The organism is Allostigmatella hybrida (assembly GCF_020103775.1).
Lineage (GTDB): Bacteria > Myxococcota > Myxococcia > Myxococcales > Myxococcaceae > Hyalangium > Hyalangium aurantiaca.
Window position 1 is genome coordinate 127994 of sequence record NZ_JAHXBH010000020.1, and the last position, 16642, is coordinate 144635.

The 16642-nt window shown below is 69.1% G+C and carries 14 protein-coding genes; 5 read left to right on the plus strand and 9 right to left on the minus strand.

Annotated features, from left to right (window positions below; translation table 11 throughout):
• Positions 1 to 9: 9 nt before the first annotated feature.
• The 5 genes from KY661_RS25870 to KY661_RS25890 all read right to left on the minus strand — a co-directional run bounded on the left by KY661_RS25870 (position 10) and on the right by KY661_RS25890 (position 6557).
• The gene (locus tag KY661_RS25870) at positions 10 to 1545 is read right to left on the minus strand and encodes a hybrid sensor histidine kinase/response regulator (protein ID WP_225412767.1); all 1536 of its coding nucleotides are present in this window, start codon (positions 1543 to 1545) and stop codon (positions 10 to 12) included.
• Positions 1542 to 1994, minus strand: coding sequence for a response regulator (locus KY661_RS25875; protein WP_225412768.1), 453 nt, complete (start codon positions 1992 to 1994; stop codon positions 1542 to 1544). Before KY661_RS25875 ends, KY661_RS25870 begins: the two co-directional genes overlap by 4 nt.
• Positions 1995 to 1998: 4 nt before the next feature.
• Entirely contained in the window at positions 1999 to 4278 is a 2280-nt protein-coding gene (locus tag KY661_RS25880) for an ATP-binding protein (protein ID WP_225412769.1), read from the minus strand.
• Complete coding sequence (locus KY661_RS25885; protein ID WP_225412770.1) at positions 4268 to 5899, minus strand: hybrid sensor histidine kinase/response regulator; 1632 nt, start codon at positions 5897 to 5899, stop codon at positions 4268 to 4270. Before KY661_RS25885 ends, KY661_RS25880 begins: the two co-directional genes overlap by 11 nt.
• Positions 5900 to 6077: 178 nt before the next feature.
• Entirely contained in the window at positions 6078 to 6557 is a 480-nt protein-coding gene (locus KY661_RS25890) for a DNA-binding transcriptional response regulator (protein ID WP_225412771.1), read from the minus strand.
• Positions 6558 to 6942: 385 nt separating this feature from the next.
• Between KY661_RS25890 and KY661_RS25895 the strand changes: the two genes are divergently transcribed.
• A complete protein-coding gene (locus tag KY661_RS25895; protein WP_225412772.1) occupies positions 6943 to 8406 on the plus strand; it encodes a sensor histidine kinase in 1464 nt (487 codons plus the stop codon).
• A 23-nt stretch (positions 8407 to 8429) separates the two neighbouring features.
• Here the strand turns inward: KY661_RS25895 and KY661_RS25900 are convergent, their stop codons facing one another.
• Positions 8430 to 9461, minus strand: coding sequence for an aldo/keto reductase (locus KY661_RS25900; RefSeq protein ID WP_225412773.1), 1032 nt, complete (start codon positions 9459 to 9461; stop codon positions 8430 to 8432).
• A gap of 39 nt (positions 9462 to 9500) precedes the next feature.
• Positions 9501 to 10124, minus strand: a complete 624-nt coding sequence (cysC, locus tag KY661_RS25905; RefSeq protein ID WP_317987297.1) for an adenylyl-sulfate kinase — start codon at positions 10122 to 10124, stop codon at positions 9501 to 9503.
• Between the two features lie 73 nt (positions 10125 to 10197).
• Between cysC and KY661_RS25910 the strand changes: the two genes are divergently transcribed.
• Positions 10198 to 10977 carry an SDR family NAD(P)-dependent oxidoreductase gene (locus tag KY661_RS25910; protein WP_225412774.1) on the plus strand — a complete coding sequence of 260 codons (780 nt, stop codon included), beginning with the start codon at positions 10198 to 10200 and terminating at the stop codon, positions 10975 to 10977.
• Positions 10978 to 10998: 21 nt separating this feature from the next.
• Here the strand turns inward: KY661_RS25910 and KY661_RS25915 are convergent, their stop codons facing one another.
• On the minus strand, positions 10999 to 11418 hold the full coding sequence (locus KY661_RS25915; RefSeq protein ID WP_225412775.1) for a septal ring lytic transglycosylase RlpA family protein: 420 nt from the start codon (positions 11416 to 11418) through the stop codon (positions 10999 to 11001).
• 162 nt (positions 11419 to 11580) lie between these two features.
• Between KY661_RS25915 and KY661_RS25920 the strand changes: the two genes are divergently transcribed.
• The 3 genes from KY661_RS25920 to KY661_RS25930 all read left to right on the plus strand — a co-directional run bounded on the left by KY661_RS25920 (position 11581) and on the right by KY661_RS25930 (position 15320).
• Positions 11581 to 12879 (plus strand): aspartate aminotransferase family protein, encoded by a 1299-nt coding sequence (locus tag KY661_RS25920; protein ID WP_225412776.1) that lies wholly within the window; start codon positions 11581 to 11583, stop codon positions 12877 to 12879.
• A 67-nt stretch (positions 12880 to 12946) separates the two neighbouring features.
• Positions 12947 to 14956, plus strand: coding sequence for an amidohydrolase family protein (locus KY661_RS25925; RefSeq protein ID WP_225412777.1), 2010 nt, complete (start codon positions 12947 to 12949; stop codon positions 14954 to 14956).
• A gap of 40 nt (positions 14957 to 14996) precedes the next feature.
• A complete protein-coding gene (locus KY661_RS25930; protein WP_225412778.1) occupies positions 14997 to 15320 on the plus strand; it encodes a hypothetical protein in 324 nt (107 codons plus the stop codon).
• 22 nt (positions 15321 to 15342) lie between these two features.
• Here KY661_RS25930 and KY661_RS25935 read toward each other — a convergent pair.
• Positions 15343 to 16642: type IV pilus twitching motility protein PilT (locus KY661_RS25935; RefSeq protein ID WP_317987298.1), on the minus strand; the 1300-nt coding region annotated here is incomplete at its 5' end.

A 16642-nucleotide genomic window follows, 5' to 3' on the forward strand; every position in this document is an offset into this window, starting at 1 on the left:
ACGGCGCCTCTACCCGGAGGTGGACTCCTGGGCGTAGGAGGGTGGCTGGCGCGGCACCCGCACCGTGAAGGTGGTGCCCTGGCGCGCGTCCGAGTGGACATCGATGGAGCCCCCGTGCGCGCGAATGACGTGGTCCACGATGAACAGCCCCAGCCCCAGGCTCCGCCCGGAGAACCCGTCGGACGGCTCCCGCCGCTTCATGGGCGCGAAGAGCCGGGGCAGCAGCTCCGAGGGGATGGGCGGCCCCTGGTTGTGGACCTCCAGGATGACCGCCTGCGCCTCGCCGCGCGTCGTCACCCGCACGGGCGTTCCCTGCGGGCTGTAGCGCAGCGCGTTCGTCACCAGGTTGGAGAGCACCTGGGCCATGCGGTCCGCATCCCAGTCTCCCTGGCTGCGGCCCTGGTGGAGCACCTCCACCTCGCGCTCCGGGAAGTTGAGCTGCACCTCGTCCACCACCTGCTGGGTGAGCTCCTGGAAGTCCAGCGGCTTGCGCACCACCCGCAGCCCGCCGCCCAGCCGCGCCTGCGTGAAGTCGAGCGTCGTGTCGATGAGCCGGTGCGCGCGCTCGGCCGAGGACAGGATGCGGTTGAGCGCATCGCGCATGCGCTCGTCGAGATCCCTGCGGCGCAGCACCATCACCGCCGAGAGGGTGATGGCGCTGATGGGGTTGCGCAGATCGTGCCCCACGATGCCTGCCAGGTACTGCTCGAACTCCGCCCGCTGCTGGGCCTCCTGCTCCTGGCGCTTCTGCTCGGAGATGTCCAGGGCCAGGGTGGCCAGCGCCACGGACTGGCCCTCTTCGTCCGGAACGAAGAAGAGGTCATGCTGGACGGGAATGGTATTGCCCGTGCTCAGGTTGCGCAGCCGGAACTCTCCGCTCCACCGGCCCGTCTCCTGAAGGGCGGGCGTGAGCTGCTCCTCGCTCAGGCGCTGCTCCTCTGGCCCATAGAAGTCGGTCACCTTCAGCTGCGTCACGTCCTCCTTCTCCACCCCCACCATCTGGCGGCCCGCGGGGTTGAGGTACTGCATCTGGCCCTGCTGCGAGGCGAACCCGATGAAGTACGAGGAGTCGGCCACCACGGCCGCCAGGCGCTGGTGCTCCACCCGCAGGCGCATGCGCTCGGCGGACTCGGCCTGGAGCTGGCGCCGGAGGTGCTCCCGCTCCAGCGTGTTGCGCACGGCGCGGAACAGGCTCTCGGGGGTGACGTCCGACTTGACCAGATAGTCGGCCGCGCCTTCCTTGAGCGCCTGCGCGGCGATGCGCTCATTGCCCCGCCCCGTCAGCATCACCACCGGCGGCGGATGGCTCCCGGCGCGCTCCTTCAGCCGCCGCAGGAACTCCAGGCCATCCATGCCCGGCAGGTGGTAGTCGAGCAGGATGCAGTCCACCGGCTGCCCGCGGCACACCTCCAGCGCCTGCTCAGCGTCTTCCTCTTCCAGGAAGGTGTAGTGGTACTCCCCCACCTCCTGCAGGAAGGACCGGTAGGTGTTGCGGTCCTCGGGGCTGTCCTCGACCAGCAGCAGCGTCAATGAGGGCCGCGTCATCGCCAGCGCCTCTCCCGGGTTGGCGCCAGGGGCGGAACGACGAACTCCAGCCAGAACTCCCTCAAGAGCCGCACCATGCGCTCGAACCGGTCCAGATCCACGGGCTTGAGCAGGTAGGCACTGCCCCCCAACTGGTAGCAGCTCTGGACATCCTTCGGGTTGTCCGAAGTGGAAAAGACAATGACAGGAATGCTCTTCAAGAAGGCATCGGTCTTGATGTGCTCCAGCACCTGGCGCCCATCCATTCCCGGCAGGTTGAGATCCAACAAGACAAGTCCCGGCCGAAGGGACTGCTCACCTTCCGGGTAACGCCCCAGTCTCGAAAGAAACTCCAACGTCTCTTCTCCATCCGCACACCGGTGCACCGGGTTGGGGATGTCCGCGTTGCGAAACGCGTGTTGGAGCATGCCAAAGTCCTCGTCGTTGTCCTCGACCACCAGGATAGGCATTCCGCTATTCACCGGCAGGCTCCGGGGACCCCATCTCCGCGGCCAAGGTGAAGAAGAAGGCGGTGCCCTGCCCCGGCGTGGACTCCAGCCAGATGCGGCCGTTGTGCCGCTCGATGATGCGCTTGACGATGGTGAGGCCCGTGCCCGTGCCCCCGCCGAAGCGGTCGCGCCCGTGCAGCCGCTTGAAGATGCGGAAGATGGTCTCGTGGTACTCGGGCTTGATGCCGATGCCGTTGTCCCGCACGAAGTAGGCCACGCGCGCCTCGCTCCCCTCCCGCACCGCGCCCAGCTCCACCCACCGCGCGGCCTTGTCGTTGTACTTGATGGCGTTGGTGATGAGGTTGGTGAACACCTCCGCGATGCGCACCCGGTCACAGCGCGCCGGGGGCAGCGGGTGGGGGATGCGCACCTCCACGTTCGCCTCCTCCAGCCGGGACCGGAGCAGCTCCAGCACCTGGTTCACCACCTCGTTGAGGTCCGTCTCCCGCAGCAGCAGCTCGGTGCGCCCCACCTGGGCATAGTGCAGGAGCGAGTTGATGAGGCTCTCCATGCGCTGGGTGAGCCGCACCACGGTGTCCAGCCGCTCCCTCGGGACGGTGGGCAGCACCTCCCCCGCCTCGCGCAGGGCCAGCAGGGTGTAGTTGTGAATGCCGCGCAGGGGCTCCTTCAAGTCGTGGCTCGCCGCGTACGCGAACGCATCCAGCTCCACGTTGCTGCGCTCCAGCTCCGTGTTGAGCTTGAGCAGCTCCTCGCTGCGCTGCAGCGCCACGTCGATGATGGAGCGGCGCAGCTCGGCGGCCGCCTCCACCTCGTAGCCCTTCCAGGGCAGGCACCGGCCGCGCACCGTCTCCTTCCACTGCTCGAAGGACTTGCGCGGGTGCAGCCGGGGCTCGCCCTTGTCCACCTCCACGGGCTTCGTGGGGTTGCCGCCCCAGCTCACCGTCTGCACCACCTCCGGGCGGAACCAGAGCACGAAGTTATTGCGCCCCCGGGACATGGAGAGGGCGATGAGCCCGGCGGCCACCTGCTGGAAGTTCGCGGCCTCGGGGTACTCGCTGGCGAGCCGGTCCGTGCAGAACAGCCCATCCCCGGTGCGCTCGCCCAGCCACTCGATGAGGCCCGTGAGGTGCTCGTCCGCGGGGGCCTGGCCCAGCACCGTCGTGCGCCCGTGGAAGTGAATGGCGGCGCCATGCGCGTGGACCAGCTCCAGCAGCGCGGGCTCCTGGCGGGCCAGCTCCGAGACGAAGTCCACCTCGCGCGCCATGCGCTCCAGCAGCGAGGCGTGGATGGACTTGGCGCGGATGCGCTGGCCGTAGTCCTCGTTGCCCTCCTTCACCGCCAGCAGGCTGGACATCACCTCGCCGAGGAACTCGCACGCGGAGCGGACCTCGTAGGGCACGTACTTCGCCCCGGAGATGTGGGTGCAGGAGATGAGCCCCCAGAGCTTGCCGTCCCGGATGAGCGAGATGCTCATGGAGGCCTGCACGCCCATGTTGTGCAGGTACTCCAGGTGGATGGGCGACACGCTGCGCAGCACCGAGAAGGACAGGTCCAGCGGCGCCCCGTGCTCCGGCAGGGCCAGCACGCGCGCCGGCTGATAATCGATGGTGGGGATGATGCGCAGCCAGTTGAGCTGGTACAGCTCGCGCGCCTGGCGCGGAATGTCCGAGGCGGGAAAGCGCAGCCCCATGTATGGGTCCGCCCGGGAGTCCCGGGCCTCGGCCAGCACCGAGCCATGCCACTCCGCGTCGAAGCGGTAGATGATGGCGCGGTCGAAGCCCGTGAGGTTGCGGACCTCCTGGACGACGGCCTCGCACAGCTCCTGGAGATCCCTCGCGTCGCGCAGGCGCGACAGGCCGTCCCGCACCCCGTGGAAGAAGCTCAGGAAGGGCACGGACTCGCGCGGCGACGAGGGCTCCAGCTCCAGGATGAGCTTGCCCTGGTGGCGGTGGGCAATGCCGTCGAAGAACCGGTCCACGCCCCCCACGCGCCAGACCACCTTCAGCGGGTTGAGCTGCTTGAGCCGCTCACTGCGCAGCCCCGCCTCCAGGGGCTCGCGCACCGAGGGCTCGATGAAGCGGCCCAGCTCCGCGCCCAGGAGCTGGGCGGCGGGGGTGCCCAGCACGCCGGGCGCGTTCTCGCTCACGTGCGTGAGGCGCAGCTCCGGCTCGCTGAGCACCAGCAGCACGCCGTGCGGCTGGATGGCGCCCGGAATGTGGATGGGCTCCCGGTCACAGTTGGTGAGATCGACCTCCGGGCTGCCCCGGGCCTGTTCAGTGCTCATCCGGGGTGCCCCCCGCGAGATTGCCCTGCGGAGGGTCCTTCGGCAGCTCCACGGTGAAGGTGGCGCCCTGGCCCGGCTCGCTGCGCACGGACACCTGGCCTCCCATGGCCTCCAGCACCTGCCGGGTGATGAACAGCCCCAGCCCCAGCCCCCCGTAGTGCCGGTCCGACACGCCCCGCTCGAAGCGGCCAAAGAGGCGCGTGCGCACCGCCTCGTCCATGCCAATGCCCTCGTCGCGCACCGTCAGCCGCACCTGTTCTCCCAGCTCCTCGAGCCGCAGCCGGACGGGGCGGCCCGCCCCGAACTTGAGGGCGTTGGACATCAGGTTCGTCACCACCTGCTCCAGCCGCAGCGCATCCCAGCGGCCCAGCACGCGCGCCGGGGCGGTGACGTCCACCACACTGCCCACCCGCATCGCCTGGGGCTCGAACACCGAGACCACCGAGCGCACGATGTCCGCGAGGTTGACGTCCTGCTCGCTTCGAAGCGACAGTCGGCCGCTGATGATGCGTGTCGTGTCCAGCAAGCTGTCCACCAGCGCCGCCAGCCGCAGGACCTGGCCCTCCGCGGACTCCAGGTGCTTGTGCAGGTTCTTCGCACCGGATGTGGCGTGAAGCCCGTCCACCGCCTTGCGCATCACCTGCACCCGCAGGGACAGGGACGTGAGCGGGGTCTTCAGCTCGTGGCTGGCCACGGACAGGAACTCGTCCCGCAGGCGCACGGCCTCCCGCAGGCCGGCCATGAGCCGCTCCCGCTCCGCCTCCGCGGACTTCGCCTCGGTGACGTCCGTCATGAACCCTTCGATGAACCGCAGCGCGCCGTCCGGGGCGAACACCCCCGCGGCCCGGGCCCACATCCAGCGCTGTGCCCCGTCCCTTCGCTGGATGCGATACCCGGCCGTCAGCAGCCGGCCCACCGCGAACGCCTCCCGCGCTTCCCCGGCGATGCGCGTCACATCCCCGTCCGCCATGAGGTCCGTCCAGAGCGTGGGGTTGGCGGCGAACTCCGGGGCGGAGTAGCCGGTGAGCGCCTCGCAGCCCTCGCTGATGAAGGAGAGGCTCCAGTCCGGGCGGCACCGGAAGACCATGCCGGGCAGGTTGCCCATGAGCATCGACAGGGTGCGTTGGCTCTCGAGGAGCGCCTCTTCTGCCTGCTGGCTCCGGGCCTCCAGCACCTGCCGCTCGCGCTCGCGCTGGGTGTTCTCCTGGCGTTTGAGGGCCTCACGCTCGTAGTAGAGGTCCACGAACACCCGCACCTTGGCGCGCAGGGCGTCCGGCTCCACGGGCTTGCTGAGGTAGTCCACCGCACCGCTCGCGTACCCGCGCACGATGGCCGCCTCTTCCCGCCGCACGCCGGACAGGAAGATGAGCGGCACGCGCCGGTGGGGCGCATGCTCGCGGATGAGCCGGGCCGCCTCGAAGCCGTCCATCCCGGGCATCCGCACATCCATCAGGACGAGCGCGAACTCCTGCGCCTCCAGGTGCCGGAGCGCCTCCTCTCCCGAACCCGCCTTGATTATTTGGAGGTCCAACGAATTGAGCGAGCGCTCGACGGCCGCCAATTCGAAGGGCTGATCATCCACCACCAGAATGGTGGCCTGTGGTTCATGCCCGACTTGCAAAAACGCCTCCGGGGGGAGGATTTAGCCGCGCTGCCCTGGGGATGCACGAACGTCTGAACGCTCGTTGAAGTATCCAACATCCGCTGGCCCCGGAGTTGCTCAGGGGTGGACGTGCTTGGACGCCTGGGAAGGCGCCGAGCCCTTGTTCAAGCTTACATCGCCCTACCCAGGGAGGCGGCTAGGGAGGCCCTCCCCCGGCGCCCATGCGCGCCTCCGGGGGAGCGGGCTCGCGCCGCAGGCGGTGGGCCATCCGCTTCAGCTTCGCGGCGGTGGCCGCGCGGTGAATGAGGGTGGTGAGTTCCTGGGGCCGGTAGGGCTTGCGCAGCAGGTGGAAGTGGTCCCGGGTCTGTTGCAGCTCCAACCGGAGCACGGACTGGTAGTCCCCGGTGATGAGGATGCCGGCCATGTAGGGCCGGCTGGTGGAGGCCGCGTGCAGCAGGTGGCCGCAGTCACGTGGGGGCATGTCGATGTCCACGCACGCGACATCGAAGTGGTGTTGATCCATCAGGGCAATGGCCGGCTCGGCGGCCGTGGCGAGCTTGACCTGGAAGTGCATGGACAGGATGGCCCCGGCCGTTCCCAGGACGGCCTCCTCCGCCGCCACGAACAGAACGCTGCACAGGTTGGAAACCTCCGTACGGAGTGTCATTCCACGCATGTTGTGAATCCCCCCGGTGAAGCCCCTGTGCCCGCATCCGGACGCGCCAGGGCTTCGTACCTATCCATCCATCAAAAGGCCTGTTCTGTTCAAGCCCCTTTCCCTGAAATGATACAAAATTCTGGGGAAGACAGAACCCAGTGGTGAACGCTTTCGGGACACGCCCGGACACCGCTGTCTCCCATTGGGCAGAGCCATCACCCTGATGGCCGGTTTGAATTCCCGGGTTTGTCGGTGATAGTGGCCTTCTGGGCTGGGACCGCACTGTCCAGACTGGGGGGAACGTCATGACACGTGGGTCCTCGGCGGAAGCAGTGTGCCTGTCCGCAGGCAGGCTGTGAACGGGCTCGCCCTGCTCCGGGCTTGCGCTTCCCCTGGGTTCCCCATGAGCCATCCCGAGACTGAGAACACCTTGGCGGACCGCCTGGGCACCGAGACGCAGCGGCTGTATGCCCAGTACACCTCCGACACCCGGCGGCGGGTGGATGCCATCTTCGCCTGGCTCATGGCGGGCCAGTGGGTATTTGCCATTGGGCTGGCGCTGGCGCTGTCCCCCTATGGCTGGGAGGGCAGCACCCGCACGCTGCACGTCCACCTGCATGCGGCGCTCTTCCTGGGCGGCGGGCTCAGCCTGCTGCCCATCCTGCTGGCGTGGTGGCACCCCGGCTCGGTGCTCACCCGGCACGTGGTGGCCCTCTCCCAGTTGCTCTGGTCCGCGCTGCTCATTCACCTGACCGGGGGCCGCATCGAGACGCACTTCCACATCTTCGGCTCCCTGGCCTTCCTGGCCTTCTACCGGGACTGGAAGGTGCTGCTCACCGCCACGCTCACCATCGGGGTGGACCACTTCCTGCGCGGCCTGTTCTGGCCCGAGTCCATCTACGGCACCCCCGTGCCCCAGCCCTGGCGCGTGGGAGAGCACCTGTTCTGGGTGGCCTTCATGGACATCGTGCTGTTCGTCGCGTGCCGGGCCGCGCTGTGCGAGGTGCAGGAGATGGCCAAGCGCCGGGCCATGGCGGAGCTGGCCTACGGACAGCTCTCGGCCAGCCTCACGCAGCTTCAGGCCACCCAGGCCCAGCTCCTGTTCGCGGACCGGCTGGCCGCCATGGGGAGGCTCGCCGCGGGCGTGGGGCATGAAATCAACAACCCCCTGGCCTACGTCATCAGCAACATCAACTACGTGCACCGCGAGCTGGGGCTCTTGCAGGGCGCCTCCTCGCCGGAGACCCAGGGGGAGCTGCTCGCGGCGATCGCCGACGCGCAGGAGGGCGCCGAGCGCGTGCGCATCATCGTCCAGGATTTGAAGATGCTGGCGCAGGCGCAGGACTTCCGGTCACTCGTGGCGCATGACACCTGCAACGGGCCGTCGGACCTGAAGGCCATCGTCGACAGCGCGGTGCGCGTCGCCTCGCGGCAGATCCGCAGCCGGGCCCGGCTGGTGACGGAGTTCGACGCCATCCCCCTGGTGCAGGGCAACGAGGGGCGGCTGCGGCAGGTGTTCCTCAACCTGCTCATCAACGCCGCCCAGGCCATTCCCGAGGGCCGCGTGGAGCAGAATGAGATCCGCGTGGTGGCGCGCCAGGTGGCCCCTCAGCGCGTCAGCGTGGAGGTGCGCGACACGGGGTGCGGAATCCCCGCGGAGAACCTGGAGCACATCTTTGATCCGTTCTTCACCACCAAGCCGCCCGGCGAGGGCACGGGGCTGGGGCTCTCGGTGAGCCACAGCATCATCACCGCCATGGGCGGCGCCATCAGCGTGGAGAGCGACGTGGGCAGTGGCACCACCATCCGCATCAACCTGCCCACCGTGGACCGGACCCTGCTCGGGGCGATGCAGCCCTCGCTCTGAGGCGAGGGCCGCGCCCCGCCGTCTCAGGGAATGGGCAGCGGGTTGCGCTCGGTGAACTGGCGCTGGTGCCAGTAGGGGTAGGCGGGCACCGTGGCGCTGGCCGCATCCAGCTTCGCCACCTGCGCGGCCGTCAGGTTCCAGCCCACCGCGCCCAGGTTCTGGCGCAGCTGCTCCTCGTTGCGCGCGCCGATGATGACGTTGGCCACCGTGGGGCGCTGCAGCAGCCAGTTCAACGCCACCTGCGGCACCGTCTTGCCCGTCTCCGCCGCCACCGCGTCCAGCGCGTCCACTACCTGGTAGAGGTATTCGTCGGGCACCTTCGGGCCGCCTTCCTTCGTCACCGCCGTCAGGCGGGTGCCCTGCGGCACGGGCTGGCCGCGCCGGAGCTTCCCGGTGAGCCGCCCCCAGCCCAGCGGGCTCCACACCACCGCGCTCACCTTCTGGTCGAGCCCCAGCGGCATCAGCTCCCACTCGTACTCGCGCCCCACGAGCGAGTAGTACGCCTGGTGGGCCACGTACCGGGAGAGGTTGTGCCGGTCCGACACCGCCAGAGACTTCATCAGGTGCCAGCCCGAGAAGTTCGAGCAGCCGAGGTAGCGAATCTTGCCGGCCCGCACCAGGTCATCGAGCGCGTTGAGCGTCTCCTCCACCGGCGTGGTGGCATCGAAGCCGTGCAACTGGAAGAGATCGATGTAGTCGGTGCCCAGGCGGCGCAGGCTCGCCTCGCAGGACCGGATGAGGTGGTAGCGCGAGGAGCCCACGTCGTTGGGGCCCTTTCCCGCGCGGAAGGTGGCCTTGGTGGAGAGGATGACCTGGTCGCGCCGGCCCTTGATGGCCTGGCCCAGGATCTCCTCGGCGAGGCCATTCGAATACACATCGGCCGAGTCGAACATGGTCAGCCCCGCGTCGAGTGAGATGTCGACGAGCCGGGTGGCCTCCTTCACGTCCGAGGAGCCGAAGCCCTTGAAGAAATCATTGCTGCCGCCAAAGGACGCCGTGCCCAGGCTGAACACGGGAACCTTGAACCCTGAACCACCCAGTTGTCTGTATTCCATGGGGCGGATTGTCCCCAGGCCCCCTGCCGAGGCAAGGGATTACGTGGGAGGCGCCTCCGTCCGTGCCGGGGTGAACAGGCCTCGCTCCCGTAAACGGTCGAGAATGCGTGCCACGCCCTGCGCGACGGACTCCTGGTCCGTGCGGACCACCACGTCCGGGCGCTCCGGCGGCTCGTAGGGGTCCGAGATGCCGGTGAAGTGGGAAATCTCTCCCGCCAGGGCCTTCTTGTAGAGCCCCTTCACATCGCGCTGGATGAGCGCCTCCAGGCTGGCGTGGGCATGCACCTCCACGAAGGCGATGCCCTGCTCGCCGGCCAGCCGCCGCACCTCCTCGCGCGCCTGGCGGTACGGGGAGATGGCCGCGGTGATGACCGCGACCCGGTGCCGGGCCAGCACGCGGGCCACGTAGCCGATCCGGCGGATGTTCTCGTCGCGGTCCGCCCGGGAGAAGCCCAGCCCCCGCGAGAGAACGGTCCGCACCTCGTCCCCATCCAGGATTTCCACGGGCAGGACAGGCTCCAGCTCGCGCCGGACCGCGAGCGAGAGCGTGCTCTTGCCGGCCCCGGACAGGCCCGTCAGCCAGAGAATGAAACCGGCGGGCCTGCCCCCATAGACATCCCGCGGGTGAGAGGTGCGCTCGTGGTCCATGGCGCGCGGGAGCATCCCCGCTCCCGGAGCGGATATCCAGGGCGCCCGGGGCCGGGCCTGCGCTATACGGGCGCGGGAGGAAACGTCCATGCCGCGAAAAGTAGCCCTCATCACCGGAGCTTCCGCAGGATTGGGAGAGCAGTTCGCGCAGCGCTTCGCCCAAGGTGGGCACGACGTCATCCTCGTGGCGCGCACCGCCTCGCGGCTGGAGGCGCTGGCCACCCGGCTGGAGCAGGCGCACGGCGGCAAGGTGCATGTGCTCCCCGCGGACCTGGCCCAGCCCGAGGCCCCCGCGCGCATCTTCGAGGAGGTGCGCGCCCGGGGTCTTGAGGTGGAGTACCTCGTCAACAACGCGGGCTTTGGCTCCTCGGGCCCCTTCCTGGAGCAGGCCGTGGAGCGCGAGGCGGAGATGGTGGAGGTCAACTGCACCGCGCTGCTGAAGCTGACGCACCTGTTTGCCCAGCCCATGCGCGCGCGGCGCTCCGGGCGCATCCTCAACATCGCGTCCACGGCGGGGTTCCAGCCCGGCCCCTACATGGCCACGTACTACGCGACCAAGGCGTTCGTGGTGTCGTTCTCGGAGGCGCTCGCGCACGAGCTCCGGGGCACCGGGGTGACGGTGACGTGCCACTGCCCCGGGGCCACGCACACGGAGTTCGCCTCGCGGGCGAGCATCGAGAAGACGCGCCTGTTCCAGCGGCCCGGGGTGGCGGCGGCCCCGGACGTGGCGGCGGATGCCTACGCGGCGATGATGAAGGGCCGCGTGCTGGCGGTGCACGGCCTGGTGAACTGGCTGGGCACGGTGGGCGTGCGGTTCGGCCCGCGCGCCCTCGTGCGCTCCATCGCCGCCAGCCTCAACAAGGCCTGAGCGGCCCCGGGTGCCTTCCGGTCAGAGCACCTGGTACTGCACGTTGATGACGCCGAGATCCGGATTGGCGAGCTGGATGAAGGCCCCGTAGGTCAGGTCCAGACACCGGGCCCCGCCGAAGCCGCCCCGGTCATTGATGGTCACGATGACCGACTTGGACCCGTAGGTCACCTTGACCCGGGTGCCGAAGGGAAAGGAGTTGTGCGCCGCCTTGAGCGCCATGCGGTGGAACGGCTCGCCACTGGCCGTCGGCCACCCCTCCGGAATCTCCCCCACCGCGCCGTACCAGGACGCCTGGCAGGTGGCCATCGTGCCGATGGGGCTCACGGACGCCTCCGCCGGCCGCGCCAGCGTGAGGACGGCCGCCGTGCCAATCCCTGCCACGAGCGTGGCGGCAATCACTGCGCGGCGGTGGAAGTTCAGACGGTTCATCAGGGTCATGGTTGCTCTCCGTTTCGGGTCAATGCCTCGCACTGGGAAGTGCCAGGGCACTCTCGAACCGGATTGCCGCTCTGTCCAGATTTCCCAACCTGAGTTTGGTTTAGCAAGAGACTGATTCACTGTCAGCGGTCTTTTGCCGTAGCATTTACCCGAGAGGACACAATGGAATCCAAGACAGTTCGCGCCAAGCACAAACAATACATGTTGCCCTCGGTGGCCAATTACTACGAGGAGCCGGTCGTCCTGCACGAGGGCCAGGGCTCGCGCGTCTCGGACCTGGACGGCAAGAGCTACCTGGACTTCTTCGGCGGCATCCTCACCGTCTCCGTTGGCCATGCCAACGCGCGGGTGAACGCCGCCGTCAGCGCCCAGCTCCAGCGCCTGAGCCATGTCTCCACGCTCTACCCCACCGTGCCCATCGTGGAGCTGGCCGAGAAGCTGGTGTCCGTGGCGCCCGGCAACCTGCAGAAGGCCTTCTTCACCGCCTCAGGCACGGAGGCGAACGAGACGGCGGTGGTGCTCGCCCAGGTGGCCACCGGGAACCAGGAGATCCTCGCCCTGCGCCACGGGTACTCGGGCCGGTCCGTCCTGGCGCAGTCGCTCACCGCGAACTCGAACTACCGCGCCGTGCCCAGCCAGGTGGCCGCCGTCAAGCACGCGCTGTCCCCCTACTGCTACCGCTGTCCGCTCAAGCTGGAGCCCGGCACGTGTGGCGTCGCGTGCGCCAAGGATCTGGATGAGCTCATCCGCACCACCACCACGGGCCGCATCGCCGGCATGCTGGCCGAGCCCATTCAGGGCGTGGGCGGCTTCATCACCCCGCCCCGGGAGTACTTCGAGATCGCCGCGGAGATTGTCCGCAAGTACGGCGGGCTGATGATCATCGACGAGGTGCAGACGGGCTTCGGCCGCACCGGGACGATGTGGGGCTCCCAGCAATACCATGTCGAGCCGGACCTCATGACGATGGCCAAGGGCATCGCCAACGGCCTGCCCCTGGCCGCCACGCTCTGCACGCCCGCCATCGGCGAGGCCTTCCAGGCGAGCACCATCTCCACCTTTGGTGGCAACCCGCTGTCCTGCGCGGCGGCCGTCGCCGTGCTGGAGGAAATCGAGGAGCGCCACCTGGTGGAGAACGCGGCGAAGCGCGGCGCGGAGCTGCGCGAGGGGCTGGAGCGGCTCCAGCGCCAGCACCCGAAGACCATTGGTGATGTGCGCGGCATGGGCCTGATGCAGGCGATGGAGCTGGTGGTGGACGAGACCGCCCGGGACCGCACCCCGAATCCCCGCGCCACGCTCCAGCTCTTCGAGGAGACGAAGAAGCGGGGCCTGCTCATCGGAAAGGGAGGGCTGTCCGGCAACACCATCCGCCTCGCCCCGCCGCTCACCATTTCGGCCAGCGAGGTGGCGGAGGGGCTCCGCGCCCTGGAGGAGAGCTTCGCGGCGATGGGCGTGGGGTAGGCCGTTCTGGTGCTGGCCGGGCACCTATGCTTGGTTCGTGCCCACACCCGGGCAGAGGGGACTCAAGATGAGGAAGGCATGGGAGTGGATGCTGGCGGGGGTACTGCTCTCGCTGGGCTGGGACGCGGTGGCCGCCACCGAGCGCAGCGCCGTGCTGATTCTGGGCAAGGCCGCCGGCTACCAGCAGGTGGAGTACCTGCCCGAGGGCCAGGTGAAGGTCCACTTCGAGTACAACGACCGGGGCCGCGGGCCCGTGCTCGACCGCACGTACACGGTCAACGCGAACGGCACGGTCGCCGCCTCCGAGGGCCAGGGTGTCGATTACCTCAAGGCCCCCGTCCAGGAGCGCTACACCGTCCAGGGCACCTCCCACACGTGGAAGAACCCGGCCGAGGAGGGACAGCGCGACCTGAAGGGGCCGGCCTTCTACCTGAGCCTCCACGGCGTCCCCGAGGAGACCGTCCTGCTGGTGCGCGCCGCGCTCAAGGCGCCCGGCCAGCGCCTGGCGCTGCTGCCGTCCGGCGAAGTCCAGGTCCAGGCCATCGGCGGCACCCATACCGTTCAAGGCACCGCCGGCAAGCGCAAGGTGCGGCTCTATGCCCTGACCGGCATCGACCTGGTGCCCGCCTATGTGTGGCTCGACGAGGACCAGCGCTTCTTCGCCAGCGGTTCGAGCTGGAACCTGCTCGTCCGCGAGGGCTTCGAGAACACCCGGGATCAGCTCCTCACGCTCCAGGAGGCCGAGGAGGGCCGCCTCGCGCAGGCGCGCGCCCAGCAGCTCACCACGAAGCTCGACCGCCCGCTCGCCATCACCCACGCCCGCGTCTTCGACCCGGGCACGCTCGCGGTGGAGGAGGACCAGACCGTGCTGGTCGAGCAGGGCCGCATCACCGCCGTGGGGCCCTCGGCGAAGCTGCCGGTGCCCAAAGGGGCCCGCACGCTGGATGCCCAGGGCCACTTCCTCATGCCGGGCCTCTGGGACATGCACGCCCACATCACCCGGGGCGCCGATGGGCCACTGGCCATCGCCGCGGGCATCACCACCGTGAGGGACCTGGCCAACGACGAGCAGGCCCTGACCCACCTCATCCTCGGCATCGAGAGCGGGCGGGACATCGGGCCCCGCGTCATCAAGGCGGGCTTCATGGACGGCCGCAGCCCCTACTCCGGGCCCACGAAAGTTTTCGTGGACGATGAGGCCGAGGCCCGCGCCGCCATCGACCACTACGCCGCCAACGGCTTCGAGCAGATCAAGGTCTACAGCTCCACCAAGCCGGAGCTCGTTCCGGTGATTGCCCGCCTGGCCCATGCCAAGGGGCTCCGGGTCAGCGGCCATGTGCCGGCCTTCATGACCGCCCGGCAGTTCATCGAGGCGGGCGCCGACGAGCTCCAGCACATCAACTTCCTGGCGCTCAACTTCCTGTTCGACCGGGTGCAGGACACGCGCACCCCGGCGCGCTTCATCGCCGTGGGGGAGCACGCCGCCTCGCTCGAGCTGGGCTCGCCCGCGGTGCGCGACTTCGTCACGCTGCTGCGCGAGCGCAACGTGGTGGTGGACCCCACGGTGTCCATCTTCGACGACATGTTCCACAACCACCCGGGCCACTGGAACGAGGGCGCGAGCACGGTGCTGGCCCGCGTGCCGCCCACCTGGCAGCGCTGGCTGCGCTCGGGCGCCGGGGGGCTGCCGGACGTGCCGAAGCGGCCCGAGCTGTACCGCGACTCGTTCCTGCGGCTCGTGGAGTTCGTGGGGCTGCTGCACCGCAGCGGCGTCCGCATCGTTGCCGGCACGGACAACGTCTCCGGGCTGTTCCTGCCCCGGGAGCTCGAGCTCTACGTCGCCGCCGGGATTCCGCCCAAGGAGGTGCTGCGCATCGCCACCCTGGGCAACGCCGAGGTCATGAAGCGGGACAAGACGTTCGGGCGCGTGCTCCCCGGCTACACCGCCGACCTCATCCTCATTGAGGGGGACCCCACCCTGCTCATGAGCGATGTGCGCAAGGTGCGCCACGTCGTCCGGGGCGACCGGCTGTACGAGAGCGCGGCCCTGTTCCGCTCCATGGGCATCACCCCCTGATCCACCGGCTTGTGGTAAAGGCCCTCCGCACACGGCAAGGGTGAAAAATGCCCATCCGGCGGCCCGGGGCGGCACCCACTTCTTCGCCCATGCCCCGTCGCTCGGCGGCGGCGACGGCACCACCACCACCGCGACCCTGATGGCCATCGCGTACAAGTGCCCTCCCGGGACCTATGGCTCGACGGAGGCGCAGGCCGCCCCCGAGGCGGCCAGTGACGGCCCGGTGCAGGCGCAGGCAGCCCCCACGGACGGCAGCTCCCAGTCCTTCCTGAGCAATTGTCCCGCCCTGGAAGACGAGTCCATGCGCGAGCGCGCCCTGCGCTGCAAGAAGCTGTTCAAGGAGCGGGAAGAGGGCGCGGAGTAGTCCGCCCCCCGGCTCCCGCGGCTCACTTCGCGGGGGCCCCCGGCGCCTCCGTGGGCGCGTCGACCTTGAAGCCCGCGCGCTCCAGCATGGCCCGCATCTCGCTGCGGGCCACCGCCTTGCTCAGCGCCTCGTTCGGGTCGACGATCTTCTTCTTCACCAGCTCCAGCAGCGCGTCGTTGAGCATCGTCATGCCCTGGCCGCGCGAGGTCTGCATCACCGAGGGAATCTGGAACGTCTTTCCCTCCCGGATGAGGTTGGACACCGAGCCCGAGCACAGCAGCACTTCCTGCGCCGGCACCCGTCCGCCCCCGATGCGCTTGCACAGCGTCTGGGTAATCACGCCCTTGAGCGACTCGGAGAGCATCATGCGGATCTGCGCCTGACGGTCCGAGGGGAACTGGTCGATGATGCGGTCCACCGTGGAGGCCGCCGTGTTCGTGTGCAGCGTGCCGAACACCAGGTGGCCCGTCTCCGCCGTCTCGATGGCGATGGCGATGGTCTCCAGGTCCCGCATCTCGCCCACCAGCACCACGTCCGGGTCCTCGCGCAGCGCCGCCCGGAGCGCGTTCTTGAAGGAGTGGGTGTGGACGCCCACCTCGCGCTGGTTCACCAGACAGCTCTTGTTCTTGTGAACGAACTCGATCGGGTCCTCGATGGTGATGATGTGGTCCTCGCGGTGGCGGTTCACGTAGTCGATCATCGCCGCCAGCGTGGTGGACTTGCCCGAGCCCGTGGGCCCCGTGACGAGCACCAGCCCCTTGCTCAGGAAGCACAGGTCCAGGATGTGCTTGGACAGCCCCATCTCCTCCGCGGTGCGGATGGTGTTGGGGATCTGCCGCAGCACCGCGCCGATGCCCCGGCGGTCCTCGAAGACGTTCACCCGGAAGCGCGCCGCCTCCGTCTCGTAGGCGAAGTCCGTGTCGTGGATCTCCTCCCACTGCTTCTTGTTCTTCTCCGGCGCGATGCTGAAGAGCAGCGCCTTGAGGTGGTGGGACGAGAGGACGGCGTACTCGGAGATCCCCACCATGTCCCCGTCGATGCGCATGTGCGGCACCGTCTCGCTGGCCAGGTGCAGGTCCGAGGCCCGGCGCGCCAGCATCAGCTCCAGCAGGCCCAGCATCTCCTGCTTGTGCCCGGACGTGTCGCCGGACATCTGGAGCAGCTGGGGCTCCTCCGCCACGGGCACCGGAGGACTGGGGACCGCCACGGGCGCGGGCGCCGGGGGCTGGGCCAGGGGCACCGCCGTCATGGGCCGGGCGGCCTGGGGCGCGGGCGCGGGCTTGGAAGGCGCTCCCGCCAGGGCCGCGGCCGGCAGCGGGGCC

Coding starts and splice junctions, on each gene's coding strand:
- KY661_RS25880 (WP_225412769.1), bottom strand. CDS start 4,278: ATGAGCACTGAACAGGCCCGGGGCAGCCCGGAGGTCGATCTCACCAAC.
- KY661_RS25895 (WP_225412772.1), top strand. CDS start 6,943: ATGAGCCATCCCGAGACTGAGAACACCTTGGCGGACCGCCTGGGCACC.
- KY661_RS25920 (WP_225412776.1), top strand. CDS start 11,581: ATGGAATCCAAGACAGTTCGCGCCAAGCACAAACAATACATGTTGCCC.
- KY661_RS25875 (WP_225412768.1), bottom strand. CDS start 1,994: ATGCCTATCCTGGTGGTCGAGGACAACGACGAGGACTTTGGCATGCTC.
- KY661_RS25890 (WP_225412771.1), bottom strand. CDS start 6,557: ATGCGTGGAATGACACTCCGTACGGAGGTTTCCAACCTGTGCAGCGTT.
- cysC (WP_317987297.1), bottom strand. CDS start 10,124: ATGCTCCCGCGCGCCATGGACCACGAGCGCACCTCTCACCCGCGGGAT.
- KY661_RS25910 (WP_225412774.1), top strand. CDS start 10,198: ATGCCGCGAAAAGTAGCCCTCATCACCGGAGCTTCCGCAGGATTGGGA.
- KY661_RS25915 (WP_225412775.1), bottom strand. CDS start 11,418: ATGACCCTGATGAACCGTCTGAACTTCCACCGCCGCGCAGTGATTGCC.
- KY661_RS25900 (WP_225412773.1), bottom strand. CDS start 9,461: ATGGAATACAGACAACTGGGTGGTTCAGGGTTCAAGGTTCCCGTGTTC.
- KY661_RS25870 (WP_225412767.1), bottom strand. CDS start 1,545: ATGACGCGGCCCTCATTGACGCTGCTGCTGGTCGAGGACAGCCCCGAG.
- KY661_RS25925 (WP_225412777.1), top strand. CDS start 12,947: ATGAGGAAGGCATGGGAGTGGATGCTGGCGGGGGTACTGCTCTCGCTG.